This window comes from Vreelandella neptunia (genome assembly GCF_022489065.1).
GTDB classification, from domain to species: domain Bacteria; phylum Pseudomonadota; class Gammaproteobacteria; order Pseudomonadales; family Halomonadaceae; genus Vreelandella; species Vreelandella neptunia_A.
Genome location: NZ_JAKVTW010000015.1, coordinates 77,122 through 95,430, shown reverse-complemented (window position 1 = coordinate 95,430; position 18,309 = coordinate 77,122). Strand labels below are relative to the sequence as shown.

General features: G+C 54.5%; 20 protein-coding genes and 1 pseudogene. 12 read left to right on the top strand and 9 right to left on the bottom strand.

The window, feature by feature from the left end; genetic code table 11:
- Positions 1-29: 29 nt before the first annotated feature.
- Positions 30-368: a zinc ribbon domain-containing protein YjdM gene (locus tag MLE19_RS17275; protein ID WP_240719368.1), complete on the top strand. Its 339-nt coding sequence runs from the start codon at positions 30-32 to the stop codon at positions 366-368.
- A gap of 72 nt (positions 369-440) precedes the next feature.
- On the opposite strand, the gene MLE19_RS17270 is transcribed toward MLE19_RS17275, so the two are convergent.
- Positions 441-644 (bottom strand): putative motility protein, encoded by a 204-nt coding sequence (locus MLE19_RS17270; RefSeq protein ID WP_240719367.1) that lies wholly within the window; start codon positions 642-644, stop codon positions 441-443.
- A gap of 318 nt (positions 645-962) precedes the next feature.
- Here MLE19_RS17270 and MLE19_RS17265 point away from each other — a divergent pair, with 318 nt between their 5' ends.
- The 7 genes from MLE19_RS17265 (at position 963) to MLE19_RS17235 (ending at position 7,819) form a co-directional block, all read left to right on the top strand.
- Positions 963-1,427 carry an SUF system Fe-S cluster assembly regulator gene (locus MLE19_RS17265; RefSeq protein WP_240719366.1) on the top strand — a complete coding sequence of 155 codons (465 nt, stop codon included), beginning with the start codon at positions 963-965 and terminating at the stop codon, positions 1,425-1,427.
- Between the two features lie 78 nt (positions 1,428-1,505).
- Positions 1,506-2,948: a Fe-S cluster assembly protein SufB gene (gene sufB / locus MLE19_RS17260; protein ID WP_071695926.1), complete on the top strand. Its 1,443-nt coding sequence runs from the start codon at positions 1,506-1,508 to the stop codon at positions 2,946-2,948.
- Between the two features lie 74 nt (positions 2,949-3,022).
- On the top strand, positions 3,023-3,772 hold the full coding sequence (sufC, locus tag MLE19_RS17255) for a Fe-S cluster assembly ATPase SufC (RefSeq protein ID WP_035580283.1): 750 nt from the start codon (positions 3,023-3,025) through the stop codon (positions 3,770-3,772).
- Positions 3,769-5,109 carry a Fe-S cluster assembly protein SufD gene (gene sufD, locus MLE19_RS17250; protein ID WP_240719365.1) on the top strand — a complete coding sequence of 447 codons (1,341 nt, stop codon included), beginning with the start codon at positions 3,769-3,771 and terminating at the stop codon, positions 5,107-5,109. The genes sufC and sufD overlap by 4 nt, the downstream gene beginning before the upstream one ends.
- A gap of 84 nt (positions 5,110-5,193) precedes the next feature.
- On the top strand, positions 5,194-6,459 hold the full coding sequence (locus MLE19_RS17245) for a cysteine desulfurase (protein WP_240719364.1): 1,266 nt from the start codon (positions 5,194-5,196) through the stop codon (positions 6,457-6,459).
- Between the two features lie 49 nt (positions 6,460-6,508).
- Entirely contained in the window at positions 6,509-7,078 is a 570-nt protein-coding gene (gene sufT, locus MLE19_RS17240; protein WP_240719363.1) for a putative Fe-S cluster assembly protein SufT, read from the top strand.
- Positions 7,079-7,096: 18 nt separating this feature from the next.
- Entirely contained in the window at positions 7,097-7,819 is a 723-nt protein-coding gene (locus MLE19_RS17235) for a SanA/YdcF family protein (protein ID WP_240719362.1), read from the top strand.
- Here MLE19_RS17235 and MLE19_RS17230 read toward each other — a convergent pair.
- The 4 genes from MLE19_RS17230 to MLE19_RS17215 all read right to left on the bottom strand — a co-directional run bounded on the left by MLE19_RS17230 (position 7,816) and on the right by MLE19_RS17215 (position 10,816).
- Positions 7,816-8,262: a hypothetical protein gene (locus MLE19_RS17230; protein ID WP_240719361.1), complete on the bottom strand. Its 447-nt coding sequence runs from the start codon at positions 8,260-8,262 to the stop codon at positions 7,816-7,818. The genes MLE19_RS17235 and MLE19_RS17230 overlap by 4 nt on opposite strands.
- A gap of 87 nt (positions 8,263-8,349) precedes the next feature.
- A complete protein-coding gene (rimK, locus tag MLE19_RS17225) occupies positions 8,350-9,258 on the bottom strand; it encodes a 30S ribosomal protein S6--L-glutamate ligase (RefSeq protein WP_240719360.1) in 909 nt (302 codons plus the stop codon).
- A 43-nt stretch (positions 9,259-9,301) separates the two neighbouring features.
- Positions 9,302-9,742 carry an ATP-dependent zinc protease family protein gene (locus MLE19_RS17220; RefSeq protein WP_240719359.1) on the bottom strand — a complete coding sequence of 147 codons (441 nt, stop codon included), beginning with the start codon at positions 9,740-9,742 and terminating at the stop codon, positions 9,302-9,304.
- A 36-nt stretch (positions 9,743-9,778) separates the two neighbouring features.
- The gene (locus MLE19_RS17215) at positions 9,779-10,816 is read right to left on the bottom strand and encodes a DUF3549 family protein (RefSeq protein ID WP_240719358.1); all 1,038 of its coding nucleotides are present in this window, start codon (positions 10,814-10,816) and stop codon (positions 9,779-9,781) included.
- A gap of 302 nt (positions 10,817-11,118) precedes the next feature.
- Here MLE19_RS17215 and MLE19_RS17210 point away from each other — a divergent pair, with 302 nt between their 5' ends.
- Complete coding sequence (locus MLE19_RS17210) at positions 11,119-11,454, top strand: YqcC family protein (protein WP_240719357.1); 336 nt, start codon at positions 11,119-11,121, stop codon at positions 11,452-11,454.
- 82 nt (positions 11,455-11,536) lie between these two features.
- Here the strand turns inward: MLE19_RS17210 and MLE19_RS17205 are convergent, their stop codons facing one another.
- The gene (locus MLE19_RS17205; protein WP_240719356.1) at positions 11,537-12,163 is read right to left on the bottom strand and encodes an OmpW/AlkL family protein; all 627 of its coding nucleotides are present in this window, start codon (positions 12,161-12,163) and stop codon (positions 11,537-11,539) included.
- 448 nt (positions 12,164-12,611) lie between these two features.
- On the opposite strand from MLE19_RS17205, the gene MLE19_RS17200 reads away from it, so the two are divergent.
- The 3 genes from MLE19_RS17200 to MLE19_RS17190 all read left to right on the top strand — a co-directional run bounded on the left by MLE19_RS17200 (position 12,612) and on the right by MLE19_RS17190 (position 13,714).
- Positions 12,612-12,854, top strand: coding sequence for a type II toxin-antitoxin system Phd/YefM family antitoxin (locus MLE19_RS17200; RefSeq protein WP_240719355.1), 243 nt, complete (start codon positions 12,612-12,614; stop codon positions 12,852-12,854).
- Complete coding sequence (locus MLE19_RS17195) at positions 12,851-13,114, top strand: Txe/YoeB family addiction module toxin (RefSeq protein ID WP_240719354.1); 264 nt, start codon at positions 12,851-12,853, stop codon at positions 13,112-13,114. Before MLE19_RS17200 ends, MLE19_RS17195 begins: the two co-directional genes overlap by 4 nt.
- 78 nt (positions 13,115-13,192) lie before the next feature.
- Positions 13,193-13,714 carry a hypothetical protein gene (locus MLE19_RS17190; protein ID WP_240719353.1) on the top strand — a complete coding sequence of 174 codons (522 nt, stop codon included), beginning with the start codon at positions 13,193-13,195 and terminating at the stop codon, positions 13,712-13,714.
- 50 nt (positions 13,715-13,764) lie between these two features.
- Here MLE19_RS17190 and MLE19_RS23235 read toward each other — a convergent pair.
- The 3 genes and pseudogenes from MLE19_RS23235 to putA form a co-directional block, all read right to left on the bottom strand.
- Positions 13,765-13,938, bottom strand: a pseudogene (locus tag MLE19_RS23235) (type II toxin-antitoxin system RelE/ParE family toxin); the annotation flags it as partial.
- Positions 13,939-14,063: 125 nt separating this feature from the next.
- A complete protein-coding gene (locus MLE19_RS17180) occupies positions 14,064-14,306 on the bottom strand; it encodes a type II toxin-antitoxin system ParD family antitoxin (protein ID WP_240719352.1) in 243 nt (80 codons plus the stop codon).
- A gap of 231 nt (positions 14,307-14,537) precedes the next feature.
- Positions 14,538-18,194: a bifunctional proline dehydrogenase/L-glutamate gamma-semialdehyde dehydrogenase PutA gene (putA, locus tag MLE19_RS17175; RefSeq protein ID WP_240719351.1), complete on the bottom strand. Its 3,657-nt coding sequence runs from the start codon at positions 18,192-18,194 to the stop codon at positions 14,538-14,540.
- Positions 18,195-18,309 lie beyond the last annotated feature (115 nt).

Below are 18,309 nucleotides of genomic sequence, written 5' to 3'. Positions count from 1 at the left end.
TTATCTAAGCCAAGTGATGGAGCCATCTGATGAGTGATCTGCCTAACTGTCCTACCTGTGCCTCTGAGTTTAGCTACGACGACGGGCTTCAGTATGTGTGCCCAGAGTGCGGCCATGAGTGGTCAAAGGTAGCAGAGGAGAGCACTGATGACACATCGGGTGTGCGTGATGCTAATGGCAATATGCTGGCCGACGGCGATAGCGTCACGGTGATTAAAGATTTGAAGGTTAAAGGCAGTTCACTGGTGGTGAAAGTGGGCACCAAAGTGAAAAGTATTCGGTTGGTGGACGGTGATCACGATATCGACTGTAAAATTGACGGCATCGGCCCGATGAAACTGAAGTCTGAATTTGTCAAAAAAGCCTAATGTTAGAATATACGGCAAAAAATAGCCCTCTGATGATATCAGGGGGCTATTGGTTTAGCGGCCATCAGATTTTTATGCAGTCGTATTGATCTGTGTACCAACGCTACCGCTTGTGGCCAGCTGCGGCACCTGCGCAACGCTATCCATTAATGCAGTGATGTGCGCTGCCTTCATGTCTAACGACTCTTTAAAAACGTTGATCTGAGCCTCTTGAACGGTTTGTACCTGCCGCATAGCGAGGGTTGCGTTTACCACGTTGCTTACTGCTGAATCCATATTATTACCTCGAATAGCCAAACAGCTCTAACCATCCGCAGTGACGGCATCAAGCTGCCCAGAAGCTACCAGAACCCGTTTATAGGTGCAAAGTTAACATTGAAAGCGTTTGTAGCGTGGATAGCGATAGCTTTTTTAAATGATAATGATTGTTGTTTTTGATGCTATCGGCGCCGATCGTGCCGTTATTTTGCGCAAATTGATAACCATTTTGCTCAAGGGCTTCACATCAAATTTATACAGGACTAAAATGGTACTCAATTGACGCAGCCAACCATTTGGTTGCCTGCGCATCAAGCACATAAAAGGGGAGTCGACATGCTCAAGCTTTCTCGGCTGACAGACTATGCCGCTGTGGTGATGGCGCAAATTGCCCGCCATTCCCAGGCATCGCATGCAGCGGCCGACTTGGCTGAGGCTGTGCAGTTGCCGCACCCCACTGTGAGTAAAACGCTTAAAATGTTGGCGCGTGCCGGGTTATTAGTTTCTCAGCGCGGTGCCCAAGGCGGTTATCGCTTGGCAAGGCCTGCATCGCAAATTACGGCTGCCGATATTATTGCGGCAATTGAAGGGCCTGTTGCCATGACCGAATGTAGCCAAGCGGAGGGCGATTGTGAACTTGTCGCCACTTGCGGTGTGGCTGATAACTGGCAACGGGTCTCACTGGCAATGCGCACCCTGCTTGAAAGCGTGACGCTTGCGCATTTAGCCGATACAGCGCCGATTAAGTTGCCGGTGCAACTGCCTATTCAAACGATCAGCCTGTCGGCGGCGACTGCCTAACCGCAGCGTAAGTACAACAGGCCTCATTTATTATTAAAGGCGATAACCTCGCCACCCAACTGCCCGGAGGGTATCACCATGGCAAGCGAAGAAATGGAACAGTTGGTTCGTCGCGAATACAAAGACGGTTTTGTTACCGATATTGAGAGCGACACCCTGCCACCTGGCCTGGATGAAAACACCATCGCCTTTATTTCAAATAAAAAAGGCGAACCGGAGTGGATGCTGGAGTGGCGTCTGGATGCCTACCGCCAGTGGTTGAAGATGGAAGCCCCTTCCTGGGCCCATCTTGACTATCCACCGATCGATTACCAGTCGATCTCCTATTTCAGTGCGCCGAAGCGCCCGGAAGACCGCCCTCAGAGCCTGGATGAAGTGGATCCCAAGCTGCTGGAAACCTATGAAAAATTGGGTATTCCTCTGCATGAGCGTGCGGCACTGGCAGGCGTTGCGGTAGATGCGGTGTTTGACTCCGTTTCTGTCGCCACCACCTTTAAGAAGCAACTGGGTGAAGCGGGCGTTATCTTCTGCTCCATCTCTGAGGCGATTCGCGACTACCCGGAGCTGATCAAACAGTACCTGGGCACGGTCGTCCCCGTGGCGGACAACTACTTTGCTGCGCTGAACTCAGCAGTGTTTACCGATGGCTCCTTTGTGTTCGTGCCGGAAGGCGTCACATGCCCCATGGAGCTGTCCACATACTTCCGCATCAACGCGGCCAACACCGGCCAGTTTGAGCGTACGCTGATTATTTGCGAAAGCCGTGCCCAGGTCTCTTATCTGGAAGGCTGTACCGCGCCAATGCGCGATGAGAACCAGCTTCACGCCGCCGTGGTAGAGCTTGTTGCATTAGACGACGCTTACATCAAATACTCCACGGTTCAGAACTGGTACCCCGGTGACGAAAATGGCGTGGGTGGTATCTACAACTTCGTCACCAAACGTGGCGACTGCCGCGGCGACCGTTCGCGGATTAGCTGGACCCAGGTTGAGACCGGCTCGGCGATTACCTGGAAATACCCTTCCTGCGTACTGCGCGGTAAGGACAGTATTGGCGAGTTCTACTCCGTGGCTGTTACCAACGGTCGGCAGCAAGCCGACACCGGCACCAAGATGATCCACATTGGCGAAGGCACGCGTTCGTATATCGTCGCCAAAGGTATCTCAGCGGGCAGGAGTGACCAGTCCTATCGCGGCCTGGTGAAAATCGGCCCGCGGGCCAAAGGGGCGCGTAACTTTACCCAGTGCGACTCCCTGCTGATCGGCGATAAGTGCGGTGCGCATACTTTCCCCTATCAGGAAATTGGCAACAGCACGGCGACCATCGAGCACGAAGCAACGACCTCGAAAATAGGTGAAGACCAGCTGTTCTACTGCCAGAGCCGCGGTATCTCGGAAGAGGATGCGGTCAGCATGATCGTTAACGGCTTCTGTAAGGATGTTTTCCAAGAGTTGCCCATGGAGTTCGCCGTCGAAGCCGAAGCGCTGCTCAATGTGACCCTGGAAGGCGCGGTCGGCTAACTGCTGACCCTTTATTCCACTTAATTATATTAGTGTCGCCGTGGCGACTCGCCAGAATCAGAAAGGTAATCAATATGTTGCAAGTGAATGATTTACACGTATCCGTCGAAGGTAATGAAATCCTCAAAGGCCTGACCCTGACCATTAAGGCGGGTGAAGTGCACGCCATTATGGGGCCGAACGGCGCGGGTAAATCGACGCTATCCGCGGTGATTGCCGGTAAAGATGGCTACGAAGTTACCCAGGGCACGATTACCTTTGAAGGCAAAGATGTGCTTGAAATGGAAATTGAAGAGCGCGCCCAAGCCGGTTTGCTGTTGGGCTTTCAATACCCGGTTGAGATTCCAGGGGTTAAAAACATCTACCTGCTGAAATCAGCGCTTAATGCCCAGCGTGTGGCTCGCGGTGAAGGCGAAATGCCTGCGCCAGAGTTTATGAAGCTGGTCAAAGAGAAGTTGGGCTACATGAAGATGGATGCCAGCTTCCTACAGCGCGCCGTTAACGAAGGTTTCTCCGGCGGCGAGAAAAAGCGCAACGAGATCCTGCAAATGCTGGTGCTTCAGCCGAAGCTCGCCATGCTGGATGAGATCGATTCGGGGCTGGATATCGACGCCATGAAAATTGTCGCCGACGGCGTTAACAGCCTGCGCGCTGAAGACCGCGCCATTCTGCTGGTCACTCACTATCAGCGCCTGCTGGATTACATCGTGCCAGATAAGGTTCACGTGTTGGTCGATGGCCGTATCGTCAAAACCGGCGATGCTGAACTGGCCAAACAGCTGGAAGCCAATGGGTACGAAGGTATCGAGGAGTCTGTGGCATGAGCGATACGCAAACCTTTTTAGACACATTGAAGGCGCGTAGCCCGCATTATAAGGCGGAGCCGACGTGGATTGCCGCTCGTCGACAAGCGGGGGCTGCACGTTTTGAAGCGCTGGGTTTCCCCACTCGTCGTGATGAAGAGTGGAAGTATACCGATGTGCGCTCGATCGCCCAGGGCAACTTTGCTCTTGCCGACAATGCCGAATTCTCCCAGGCCAGTGCCGCGGCGCTAACGCTGCCGATTGATGCTTACCGCCTGACCTTCGTGGATGGTGTTTTCTCATCGGCGCTCTCGGATTTGGATTCGCTGCCTTCGAGCGTTCAGGTGTTACCGCTCTCCAAAGCGCTAGTAGAGAACCACGAAGCCGTGGGTGGCCCGCTGGGCCGACTAACCGGTGTGGATTTTTCACCTTTCGCCGCGCTAAACACTGCCTTTATGGAAGAGGGCGCCGTGGTTCGCATTGCCCCGGGAACGGTTGTTGAGAAACCGATTCTGCTGCAGTTTTTGTCCCGCGCTGGCCAGCCAGTAATGTGCCACCCGCGTATATTAGTGGAAGCAGGCGGGCGCAGCGAAGCCACGCTGATTGAGCACTACACCGGCGAAAGCGAAGCGACTAACTTCACCAACGTGGTTGGCGAACTGATGCTCGACCGTGGGGCGATCCTTGCTCACTACAAGCTGCAAGAAGCACCGTTGGGCGATATGCATGTGGCGAGCATTCATGTCGAGCAAAGCCGCGATACACGCTATACCTCCTACAACCTGAGCCTGGGCGGCGCGCTTGTGCGCAATGACTTGATCAGCGATTTGAACGGCCAGGGTGCGGAAACCAACTTCCTGGGTCTGTTCTTTGGTCAGGGTCGTCAGCACGTCGATAACCACACTAAGGTCAATCACAATGCGCCGCTAACGTTCTCGAATGAGAACTACAAGGGCATTTTGGATGACCGCGCTCACGGTGTGTTTAACGGCAAAGTCTATGTCAAACGCGATAGCCAGAAAATTGAAGGTTTTCAGAGTAATCAAAACCTACTGCTGTCGGATCGTGCCCACATTGATGCCAAGCCTGAGCTTGAAATTTATGCGGATGACGTTAAGTGTTCGCACGGCACCACCACAGGGCAGTTGGATGAAGAGGCGATCTACGCTCTGCGTACGCGCGGTATTGACGAAGCTACCGCACGCGGCCTGCTAACCCTCGCCTTTGCTGGAGAGGTGCTGGATAAAGTTAGCTTGGACGCGATTGCAGAGCGGGTAGAGCTCGCAGTTGCAGGTAAGCTTCCGGAGCGCTTTAATCTTGCAGGGCTTGTTGAAGCGGCAGCCGCGCTTAACGACTAGCGCTTTAAGACTAATTTTATAAAGACCGGCTCTTAACGATCCGCGCTTAAAAACTAGCTTAAAGGGCTCTACGAGGAGTGATTGATGCCACATACCGTTATTGAGCAGGCGCCCGCGCGAGTGCAAGCACCCTTTGACGTCGAACGTCTGCGTCAGGATTTTCCAGTGCTTGCCCGTAAAGTGCATGGCAAGCCACTAATCTACTTAGACAATGCGGCTACTAGCCAGACGCCTCAGCAGGTGATTGACGTATTTAGCGATTACTACTCACGTTATAACGCCAATATTCACCGCGGTCTGCATACCCTTGCCGATGAGGCAACGGCGGCGTTTGAAGGCACGCGTCATAAGGTGCGGGCGTTTCTCAACGCGGAAGATGCGCGTCAGATCATCTTTACCCGTGGTACCACGGAAGCCATTAACTTAGTCGCGCAGAGCTGGGGGCGTAAAAACCTCGCCCCAGGTGACGAAGTCCTGATCTCAATGTTGGAGCACCACTCCAATATTGTGCCCTGGCAACTGCTGGCCGCCGAGATCGGGTTTACCATTAAGGTGATTCCCGTTGAAGCCAATGGCGCATTGGATATGGCTGCTTACCGCGAGCTACTCAGTGAGCGCACTAAGCTCGTGGCGGTGAACCATGTCTCTAATGCGCTGGGTACCATTAATCCGGTACAGGAGATGGCAACGCTGGCCCATCAGCAGGGCGCGTTGATCTTGATTGATGGCGCCCAAGCTGCCCCTCACCAGTTAGTCGATGTGCAGGCGATCAATGCCGACTTCTATGCGTTCTCGGGCCACAAAGTGTATGGGCCAACCGGCGTAGGCGTGCTGTATGGCAAGCAGGCTTTGCTGGAAGAGATGCCGCCTTGGCAGGGCGGTGGTGAGATGATTAAAACCGTCTCTTTCGGTGCGGGCACTACCTTCGCCGATATTCCGCACAAGTTTGAAGCCGGAACGCCCGCGATCGCGGAAGTCATTGCGCTGGGGCGTGCTCTTGAGTGGGTAGAAAGCGTCGGGGTTAATGCAATTGGTGAGTGGGAAGGTCAGTTACTTGACCGCGCGACGCAAGCGGCTGGACGAATTGATGGTCTGCGTATTCTTGGCACTGCGCCGCACAAAGCAGGCGTGCTTTCGTTTGTGGTGGATGGGGCGCACTCCCAGGATATCGGCCTGTTGATCGATCAGCTCGGTGTGGCTATTCGCACAGGCCACCACTGTGCGCAGCCCTTGCTGCATCATTTTGGAGTCGATGCGACGTGCCGTGCTTCATTTGCTGCGTATAATACGCTCGAAGAAGTGGATCGCTTTATTGAAGCACTCCACCGTGTCATTGGTATGGTGCGTTAAGGTCGGTTCTTTAAGGCCAGCTCTTTGAAGAACGTTTTTAAGGACAGATATGGATCTTGAGCAAGTAGCCAGTCTCGAACGAGGCCAACAGTTGCCGCTCCAGCGCGATGTGGAGGCCATTGCCATTCCGTTTGGTAGTACGGAAACACTGGCCGAAGATAGCGTTGTTAGCGTTATGCAAGCGAAGGGCAGTACGGTAAGTGTCGGGTTTGAGGGGCGACTCTACCTAGTTGAGGGGAGCAACCTGGATGCGCTGGGGCTTGAGCCGCTACCGCGTCCTACGCTGCCCGAAACGGCTAGCGAAGAGGAGATAGAGCAGTTCGTATGGGACCAGCTACGTACCTGCTTTGATCCGGAGATTCCGGTCAATATCGTAGACCTGGGTTTGGTTTACGGTTGCCGAATTGAGCGTCTTATCAGTGGTGAGCGCATCGCGACTATCCGTATGACGTTGACCGCTCCCGGCTGTGGCATGGGTGATGTGATCGCCGCCGATGCGCGCAATAAGATTCTCGGCGCGCCGCAGATCAGCAAAGTGCACACCGAAATTGTCTTCAGTCCTCCTTGGAGCCGTGACATGATGAGCGACGAGGCGAAGCTTGAACTCGGCATGTTCTAACCCCGGCTGGGGAGCTGGATGCATAACATTTTGTTGAAATGGCTAAAGCGCCTACTAATGTCGCTAGGAGCACTGTCGCTGCTGGCGACATTGCTGTTTATAGGCGGCAATTTTTGGGTGCTCGCTACTACCGCTGCTTATATTGAACGCCAGCCGCAACAGTGTCGCCCGGCAGAGGTGGGAATTGTCTTCGGTACATCGCACTGGACGCGTAGCGGGGTGAGAAATCCTCACTTTCATGCCCGCATGCGCACCGCTGCTGCATTAATTGAGCAGTCCCAGGTCGAGCATCTTTTGCTTTCAGGGGATAATCGTACCCAGGCGTATAACGAGCCACGGGCGATGTGGCGCGAGCTTTATCGCCGCGGCGTAGCGTCTGAGCAACTGACCATGGATTTTGCGGGCTTTAGCACTTATGACACCCTTGCGCGGGCACGGGATGTGTTTCAGCTGGATAAAGCGTTACTGGTTACTCAGAGCTGGCATCTTCCCCGTGCGGTATATATTGGTCGCGCTCTGGGTATGGATGTTACCGGCTGCGTGGCGGATGATCCTACGGTAGCGGTGGGATGGCGTTTAAAGCTGCGCGAATGGGCAGCGCGTGTGGCTACCCTGGGCGATCTCTACCTATGGGGAAGAGAGCCCTATTTTCTTGGCACCCCTGAGCCCATTGAGCTTAAGAAACGAGCTCCAATAGACCTGATACTGCCTTCGCTAAATGAGCGCTTTACAGCACCTTAGCGGTGCGTTTTGCGCTTTTGCAGCGCATAGAGCTCACGAATCAGTTTACGGCACCCTTGCATGCACTCGTCTACCACCGGTTCAATCGGGTCGGGCAGCGGGTGGGTAAAAAGCGAAGAGAGCGCTTGCATCAATACGCGCTCTTGCTCCAATAGCTCATTGATCAATACTTGGCTATCGTTGCCAACGAAGCTTTTCAGACGGCTCCACAGCCATAAAAAATCATCGCGTTCAACGTCCGCATCACGGGGCAGCATTTTCAAATGCGCACGGGCAAGCTCCTGCAATTTGCTCAACTGCTTAAGCCGCTCAGTATAATGCGGCTTTAAAGCGTCGCGCAGTGAGGGGCGCAGGCGTTCGATATTATCTTGGAAATAATCAATGCTATCGGCCAGCGCTTCCAATACGCTGTCCATCGCCACTTGGCGATTATCGAGAAACATGAGCGTCTACCTCCTTCGGTGACGCAGATTGTGGGGGTGACAGCGTCGATTTGCCACCCCCGAATCGGATTATTTTAATATTTTGCCTTAACCTTTAGGCTTGGGCGGCGCTTTACGGGCTGGAGCGGCATTTTTTTCAATGTGTTCAATGATCATGCCCGCAATATCCTTACCGGTGGCGTTCTCAATGCCCTGCAATCCAGGCGAAGAGTTAACCTCCATGATCACCGGGCCGTGGTTGGAGCGGAGCAAGTCGACACCCGCGACGCGCAGCCCCATGGCTTTGGCAGCGCGGATAGCCGTTGAACGCTCCTCCGGGGTAATACGAATCACACTGGCCGTGCCGCCGCGGTGTAGGTTCGAGCGGAATTCACCGTCTGCCGCCTGCCGTTTCATCGAAGCCACGACCTTATCGCCGATGACTAAGCAGCGAATATCAGCGCCACGTGCTTCCTTGATGTACTCCTGAACCATAATGTTGGCTTTCATGCCCATGAAGGCCTGTATTACTGATTCCGCCGCCTGATTGGTTTCAGCCAATACCACGCCAATCCCCTGAGTGCCTTCAAGCAGCTTAATCACCAGTGGGGCGCCTTTGACCATGGTGATCAAATCAGGAATATCGTCTGGGGAGTGTGCAAAGCCGGTAATCGGTAACCCCAATCCTTTGCGAGACAAAAGCTGGAGAGAGCGCAGCTTGTCCCGCGAGCGGGTAATTGAGACGTTATCATTGATAACGTAGGTGCCCATCATCTCAAATTGGCGTAACAACGCGCACCCATAAAAGGTGACCGACGCACCAATGCGGGGGATGACCGCATCAAAATGCTCAATTTCTTGACCCTTATAATGGATCGAAGGGTGGTGTGAGGTAATACTCATGTAGCAGCGCAGCGTGTCCACCACACGAGCGGTATGCCCACGCTGCTCTGCGGCTTCAACCAGGCGGCGAGTAGAGTACAGATTACGGTTGCGCGATAGCAGAGCGATATGCATGTAGAGGACTCCGAGTCTAAATATAGACGACTAATAATGGGGGTTAGGGCTCACCGTGCAAAAATGCGGCACCGGGTGCTATCAGTAGGCGGCGCATCGCGCGACGTCCTAATAGCATGGGGTGGCGCATGTTGCTGCGGTCAGTCAAGGTCAGTTCAACAGGAAAATTTAAATCGCCCATTTGCATAGGGGTACGTATTACATAGCGCCACTCGCTATGACCGTTTGAACTGGTTACCCGGCGTCGATCATGCAGGTGCAGACTGTAGCGATGGGCCGGCGTCGTCGGTCCGCTACTGTGAGTTATAAAGCTTACCCATAGTTGACCATGTTCATCTTCATGTGTCTCTATCTCTTCTGCATGCAGGGCAGAAGTGCGCGCACCAGTGTCTGCTTTGCAGCATAGGTGAAGCCCTAGCTCAGGTAACGTGACCATCTCACGGCGACCAATGACAGCCTTGGCCTGATAGGGTAATTCCTTCACGACTCACTCCTTGCAATTAAAAGTGACAACATCAAATCATGCCTTCTTCTGCGACATCATTATGGTCAAACGGTGTTGAATAGGAGAGCCTGCAGGCGCGTCACGTAAAGCCATCATGACCGGTAAACGTAGCCGTGGTATGAGTGCAAGATCACGTACTACGGCGGCAAAATCGGTACGCTCATCTTCGGCTAAGCGCTGCAAAAAGAGAGGCAAACGCTGGGCATCCTCAAGATACAACCACCCACGACCGGCGATTGCTGCTAGCACATCTGGCCCGCAGGCGGCGCTGTCATGAAGTAAAGCTGTGTACCAGTTACCTACCTCGACGGCATTGGTGTTGCCAACTGCTCGTAAACAGGCGCACAAGGTTTCGATATCGCCTGCGTGAGCGGCGTCTTCGCCACTACGGTGCAGCGCAGCTACTAATAGCTGGGGCAACGACTGATGCTCTAAACAGTAGCACAAAGAGTGAATAACAGTGGTAGGCAGGGTGGTTAGCCGCGTTGCTAGAGTCTCTGCATCAGATGACTCCATACGAACGACGTAATCGGCAATTCCCTGTAATCCCAAGGCCTGCCAATCAATCGCCTGTTGGCCGCTGAGGAAAGCCTCAACTGGCTCAAAGTGCTGGCTGGCAGGCAGGCCCGCCTTATGCGTAGCGCGAGCATTGAGCATGGCTTGAAAGGTAACGCTAGGCGTGAAGGCGAGGGGATTATCCTTCATTAAGTGATCGACGTCCGCAGTTTCTTCGCGCCCAACGTGAGAAACGGCCCGCCCCAGGGTTTCAAGCAGGCGGTTTATAAATGCATCCCGCTGAGCAGGGGCTAGCATTCCCTGTTCATCTAGCGGTAAAGCTAAAAACCAAATAGCAGCCTCGGGCATATCGCCCAGCCGAAATAGGATGGCTAAGCGTGCTTGGCCTTGCCACGGCTCTGACCACGCTATGTCGCCACGTTCAAAGGCAGCGAGTGTCTCTCGTGGGCAGGGCGCAACATGGCGGCCCAGATGGTAAAGGGAAACCTCGGCGCCGCTGCGTGTGAAAAACTCATCAAGGGTTTGAATCGGTTGCATGACATCCTTCCGCGTTGCAAGCCTGCACTCTACCTTGATGAAGTGACACTGTCAGCCGCACAGGCTGATAAATAACGCTTAAATGGCGCGCTATTCATGACAGTAAGGTTAAAAATTAATCAACTGGACGAAACCCCCATGAGAACAGGCGCTGCGACACCTTTCCATAGTTTATCCACAGGCTCGTGCAGGTTTTCTGTGGGTCTATGGATAACGTCTATCAATTGCGTATGAGTAGCAGGGAGAGCGCTGAGTAGGGATAATAGTCAGCAACGTCTTTTTTTACTTTATATAAGGTGTTTATGAGTACTTATCAGCCGCTACAGACCGCGCTTCTTGAGCTCGAAGCCGCGATGAAAGCCGCCGATTTATGGCGAATGCCAACACCCGATGCAGAAGCGTTTGCGAGCCAGCAGCCGTTTTGTATTGATACGATGTCGCTGCCGCAATGGATACGCTTTGTGTTTATTGCTCGCTTGAACGCCTTGATTGATGCGCGTGCAGCCATGCCTGCAAAGTGTGAGGTTGCTCCCGCCGTAGCAGCCTATTTGCAGCAGGAAAAAATTCCTGCCCACCATCAATTGCTTATCGTACGGGCAGTAGAGAAGGTCGACCAAGTCGTCACTGAAAGCACCTAAAGTAACATCCCACTAAACACATAAAGCCCGCCGTGAGGCAGGCTTTGGGGATAATAGTTAACTTAGCGTTTTGGCAGGTGGTTTAGAAACGGTAACTAAGGCCTGCCATAACCACGAGAGGATCGATCTCAACTGTACCCGCCGCTGCACCATTCACCTTCGCATCGGTATCAATATCGATATACCAAGCCGCCGCGTTTAGCGCCCAGTGGTCATCAATTAATAGATCGACACCCACCTGCCCAGCCGCGCCCCAGGAGTCATCCAGGTCTAAATCACCCATCGTCAGCTCTTCATCAGAGAAGTGGGTGTAGTTAATACCCGCCCCAACATAAGGCTGTACCCGGGACTGAGTGCCGCCCAGCGGGTAGTACTGCAGCGTTAGGGTCGGCGGCAGGTGCTTGGTGGAGGCGATATTATCGCCATTCAGATGGATATCGTGCTCAAACGGCAGCGCCGCCAGCAGCTCCACACCGACTTTATCGTGGAAGCGATAGCCCAAGGTGAACGCGAAATCGGTTTTATCCCGCACATCCACGGACAGCGCACCGTTGGCCAGTGAGCCGTTATCACTTTTAGGGGCGACGTTGGCAACACCCACGCGGGTAAAGAAGTCACCAGCGCCGTAGGCGAATACTTGGCAGCTGGTCATCATCGCCACAGCGGCAACAGTGGTTACAAGTAGGGTAGGCAGGGCGGCTTTACGCATGGGTTCACTCCTGGTGTTAAAACAGTCAGTTTTAAACGACTAACTAGTTGCAAAGCTGTACGGCCATTCGATAGCCGCTTAACGATGTAGCCAGTGTAGCGAGACCCAGGGAGTGGATTATTGATCCAGGGCAAGGGTTGTTAGCCAGGGGGTTAGGGAGAGTTGGCACCTAGGGAAGCATAATTTATGCGCGGTTACCGGCCATCCGGATAACTCCCGAGCTCGGGCGTGTGAATAGCTATAAAGTATTTGCTTTTTTTCTAGCGAGCATTGGAGTGTGAGTTGGTGATTTACTATTACTATCAATATCATGAAGGTTTTTTATGATGTAAGGCATTCTAGAGGAATACACATACAAAGAAATAAATTGTTACGTTAAGCGTTCGTCTTGACGTACGCACCAAGGGGCGCACATTTGGTGGGGAATTGAACACGCAAGAGGTGCGTCATGACCGGAATCACAGCAACAGAGGCGCGCAGCAACCTTTATCGGTTGATCGACGAAACTGCTGAGTCCCACCAACCCATCGTCATCATGGGCAAGCGGAACAAAGCCGTCTTGGTATCCGAAGAAGACTGGTCGGCGATTCAGGAAACACTTTACCTGCTCTCCGTGCCAGGTATGCGGGAGTCTATTCGTGAAGGGATGAATACCCCCGTACATGAATGCGATGAGGAGCTGGACTGGTGACATGGAAGTTGGTTTACACCAAACAAGCCCAAAAAGATGCGAAGAAACTGGCCTCCAGCGGCCTCAAGCCAAAAGCCCAGGATTTACTGGCACTGATTGCAGAAGACCCCTATCGTAAGCCACCTCCGTTTGAGAAGCTCATTGGTGATCTTGCTGGCGCCTACCCACGCCGGATCAATATCCAGCATCGCCTAGTCTACCAAGTGCTTGAAGACGAGCGAGTGGTGAAAGTTCTCAGGCTCTGGAGCCACTACGAATAATGTATCACCAGCCGCTGTTGCCGAGTATGCCAAAGCTTCGCTTCGGCACATAGCCGAGCGTTAAACGGAGAGAAGGCATTGAACCATAGTGAACACTCGTCTTTTCGAGAAAAGCTCATTGAGCACCTTTTCATTGGCGAACTGCTGAAGCTTTCCTGGATGGGATTTGGCTGCACGCTGGAGGTGGCGAGTCCAGAAGTTGATAATGCTGGCTACGATCTAATAGTGGAAGATAATGGGGTCGTGAGGCATATACAGATTAAAGCTTCATACGTTGGCAGCAAAACAGCCAGCCAAAAAGTTCATGCTAGGCTTTCTGAAAAGCCTTCCGGGTGTGTTACCTGGATTTACTTCAACGAAGATACTTTGGAGCTGGGGCCCTTCCTCTTCTTTGGCTCTCTTCCAGGCGAGAAACTTCCTAGCCTTGACGGGCTTAAGGTTGCAAAGCATACCAAGGGCAACCAGAGCGGATTTAAAGCTGAACGCCCCAATATAAGGGTTTTGCCAAAAAGTTGGTTTAAAAATTTCAGTTCTATCGATGAGGTCTATGAGGCCTTATTTGGGGCACCATTTAACGGCCTGCACACGACCCGCGTGTGATGCGACGCTAGGCGGAAACTCAATATCCAATCCCGCGCGTACTTTAGGCGCTATGCACCAAAGGCGGCGTTCACATCCATGCTTTTGTGTAATATGCGCACTATTCTTATTTTATAGCATTCCGTTTGTTGGTAAAAAATAACATGGCTGCCTTGCGGAAACTTGCGGTAATTCTGACGAACTTCGTCACATAACTTTCCGATATCAGGGGTTTCTGCCAATAACCAGAATGAGTCATCAAACTATTTTAAGTAGACGTTCCGCTGCTCCTTACCCCAGCGGCGCTGTGTAAACAAAGCAATGTCTCTTAAATCCGTTTTGGCAGCTAGGGTAAGAATGAATGACTTCATCAGATACTTTTTTCACTATCCAGCTCATTGATAAAGCTGTTGAGGTCATAGTCAGCGTCACCGCTTTGTTCACCCTCGATAAGCAATTGTCTGAGTGTATGTAGTTTGGTTTCCTGGTTTTCTAGGAGGCGTAGGGCGGAACGAATGACTTCGCTCGCAGAGCCGTATCGACCACTTTGTACTTGAGTGGTAACAAAGCTTTCAAAGTGGTCGCCTAGTGTAATGCTTGTATTTTTAGCCATGCCATAAGTCTCCACTAGTACCAGAATATACCTGATTATGGTATGGGGCTGGTTGGTAGGCAAGGTGCATAGCGAGCAGGAAAACCGGCTGCAAGATGAAAAAAAAGCCACTAACGAGTAGTGGCTAATATTGATTGCTAAGAAATTGATCAGCGTTTGCTTAGTGTGGGAGAAGGGTGAGCGACAGTAATTAGCCGCTCACCTCCTAAACACTGACCCCTTGGCGCCGACCTATTCGGCGGTTGCCAACAGGCTGGCATTGCCGCCTGCTGCGGTGGTGTCGATACATAGGTGACGTTCCACTACGTAACGATCCGGCGAGATGATCTGGGTCTCTAGCGGTATGATGGCACCGTCGCGTTTGGCCAGCGCAATGCGCAGTTCACGGGTCCAGTCGCTCGTGCCAGCGGCGGCGACTGCAGCAATGCCTTTGACCTCGCTCAGCGTCTCGGCTGAAACGCTTCCATCAAGCCCAGCCACCGGTGCGCCAGCATCGCTCAAAGGCTTCACTGCCTGTTCGGCACCTGGTGCGACCACGATGGCCGCACAGCCCGTGCCGAGGGCCTGTGCTGCTTGCGCGATGGCGTTATCCAGGGTTGGTCCAAGGCATAGCACCACTCCCTTCGGGTACATGGCCAGGCGATTGCTTTCCCCTGTCGGCCCCGGCAGGGTCTGCGACGTCATATCCAACGCTGCTGTCTCGGCAAGCGCCTTGCGAATCAAGCCGCCTTTGCCGGAGAGCGCCTTGCGCAGTACCTCGATTCGATTGGGGCGCACCGACCAGTTACGGCCATCCAGCCCATCAATAGCCAATTGGAGATCGCCAAGAGATACGGCTTTTCCTTCTGGTGCCTCAACGCGCTCGGCGTCGGCGGTGCGGCGGAAGCGGTTGACGTAGAGCGGGCCACCGGCCTTGGGACCGGTGCCTGAAAGCCCCTCGCCACCGAAGGGCTGAGAGCCAACAATGGCGCCGATCTGGTTGCGGTTAACGTAGACGTTGCCGACATGGATGCGCTCGACGATCTGCTGCACGCGGTCGTCGATACGGGTATGCAGGCCGAAGGTCAGTCCGTACCCCTTGGCATTGATGTCGTCGACCACCTTATCGATATCCCGCGCCTTGAAGGTGGCGACGTGTAGGACCGGGCCGAAGATTTCACGTTCGAGATCCTCGATACCGCCAACGTCGATCACCGCCGGGGTGACGAAAGTGCCGGTCTCCGGTGCGGGCAGCTTCTTGAGCACTTTGCCTGCTTTCTCTTGTGCTGCCACATAGTCGCTGATCTCGGCCTGGGCGTCGGCATCAATCACTGGCGAGACATCGGTATCGGTGTTCCAGGGGTCGCCAATGGTGAGAGCGTCCATGGCGCCGTAGAGCATGTTGAGCAACCGGTCGCGGGCCTCTTCTTGAACATACAGCATGCGTAGCGCGGAACAGCGCTGACCAGCCGACTGGAATGAGGAGATCAGAATGTCGCGGACCGCCTGCTCGGTCAGCGCCGTGGAGTCCACGATCATGGAGTTAAGCCCACCTGTCTCAGCGATCAGTACAGCATCAGGGCCCGCGTTCTGGGCCAGGGCTTTGTGGATGATCTGTGCTACCGGGGTGGAGCCTGTGAAGCAGACGCCAGCGATACGCGGGTCGCTGGTCAGCGGGCCGCCCACGGTTGGACCATCGCCCGGCAGCAGTTGCAGAGCCCCTTCCGGCAGGCCAGCTTCACGCATTAGCTCGACGGCGCGGGCAGCGATCAGCGGTGTCTGCTCGGCGGGCTTGGCGATTACTGCGTTACCCGCCACTAGGGCAGCAGCGATCTGGCCTGTAGTGATGGCAAGAGGGAAGTTCCACGGGCTGATGCAGACGAAGATGCCGCGGGCGCTGCCGGGCTCTTCCGCTTCCAGTCGCTCGCCTTCGTTGGCATAAAAACGGAGGAAATCCACCGCTTCGCGCACTTCTGCAATGCCGTCGAACATCATCTTGCCGGCTTCGCGGGTGGTGATCACGGTCAGCTCGGCGATGTGCTCTTCGTAGAGATCAGCGGTGCGGCGTAGCACTGCAGCCCGTTCGGCCGCCGGACGAGCCGACCATTCGCGGAAGCCTTCCTCAGCGGCGTCGAGGGCGGTTGCCACTTCTTCTGGAGTGGCCTCATGCACCTTGCCAATCACCCGCGAGTTGTCGGCGGGGGATAAGGCATCGCGAGCTGGCCCTTGGGGAGCCGGGTTTCCTACCAACATCGGGCCTGCCGTCCAGGTGGCGTCGGCAAATGCTTCGCGGGCATTGAGCAGTGGCAGAATCGAGGCAGGTTCGTTGATGCGGTAGCCCTTGGAGTTCTTGCGATCAGGCTCGAACAGTTCGCCGGGCTGGCGGATCAGCGGGCTGGAGACGTCATTGCCTAGCTGCTTAAATCCTTCAATGGGATCTTTTGAAACATCGCTCGGCGGAATCGAGCTATCCACCACTTGGTTAACGAACGAGGAGTTGGCGCCGTTCTCAAGCAGGCGGCGTACCAAGTAGGCCAGCAGGTCACGGTGCGCGCCAACCGGAGCGTAAATGCGGCAGTGCGTGCCTTCTGTCTCTTTAACGATGTGGTGCAGCGATTCGCCCATGCCGTGCAGGCGCTGGAACTCGTAGCTGTCTTTGTCGTCGCCCGCCATCTCCGCTACGGCGGCGCAGGTGTGGGCGTTGTGGGTAGCGAACTGGGGATAGATGCGGTCGCGACGGTCGAGCAGCATTTGCGCGCAGGCCATATAGCTGACATCGGTGTTGACCTTGCGAGTGAAGACCGGGAACGTCTTGACCCCCATCTCTTGGGAGAGTTTGATCTCGGTATCCCAGTAAGCGCCTTTCACCAGCCGTACCATGATCTTGCGGTTGTATCGCTCGGCCAGTTCGTAGAGTGTCTCGATCATCGGCGCGGCGCGGCGCCCGTAAGCTTGCACGACAACACCGAAGCCATCCCATCCGTCTAGGCTTGGGTCGGCCATCAGGGCCTCGATCACGTCGAGGGAGAGATCCAGCCGATCCTGCTCTTCGGCGTCAATATTGAAACCGATGTTGGCATTGGCAGCCTGCTGTACCAATTCTTTGGCGCGTGGCAGCAGTTCCGCCATCACCGTTTCACGGTGAGTGTATTCATAGCGCGGATGCAGCGCCGAGAGCTTCACCGAGATGCCAGGGCTGCCGCGGACGTCGCCCTTGGCCTGCTCGGCAATGGCGGTAATCGCCTTAGCATACGCCTCATGATAGCGAACGGCATCTTCGTCGGTGCGCGCCGCTTCGCCCAGCATATCGTAGGAGTAGGTGTAGCCCTGTTTCTCGAGTTCGCGGGCATTTTTCATGCCTTCTTCGATGGTCTGTCCGAGCACGAACTGGCGGCCGAGAATTTTCATCGACTGGCCAACCGCCTTACGCACCACTGGCTCGCCCATGCGGCGCACCAGGCCGCGTAGCGCCCGCGTCGGGCCCTTGGGGTCTTCCTCCAGCACCTTGCCGGTGAGCAGCAGTGCCCAGGTTGAGGCATTGACCATGGACGAAGACGACTTGCCCAGGTGAGCGCCCCAGTCGGAGGGCTCGATCTTGTCGTGGATCAGGTCGTCAATGGTTTCTGCATCAGGCACGCGTAGTAGCGCTTCTGCAAGACACATCAGGCCGACGCCCTCGGTAGTCGAGAGCCCGTACTCGGCCAGGAACGCCTCCATCATCGAGGGCGACCTTTCCTTGCGCACACGCTCTACGTACTTAGCGCCAACGGCAGCGACCTTCTTGCGGTCGTCTTCTGACAGCTTAATACGCTCGACAAGCCCGTGCAGCACATCTGCCTCATTGGCGTCGTAGTGGGTGCGAATGCGTGAGCGTAGATCACTCACGTCGCTATGCAGATGGTCGTTCATACAGGGTCTCTCCTTGCTAGCCGACACTTAGGCGTTGCTGCGTCGGTTAGGATGTAGTCATACTTTTTGCAGTCAACACAAAATAACAAACCTAAAGAGGGCTCCCGCGGGAACC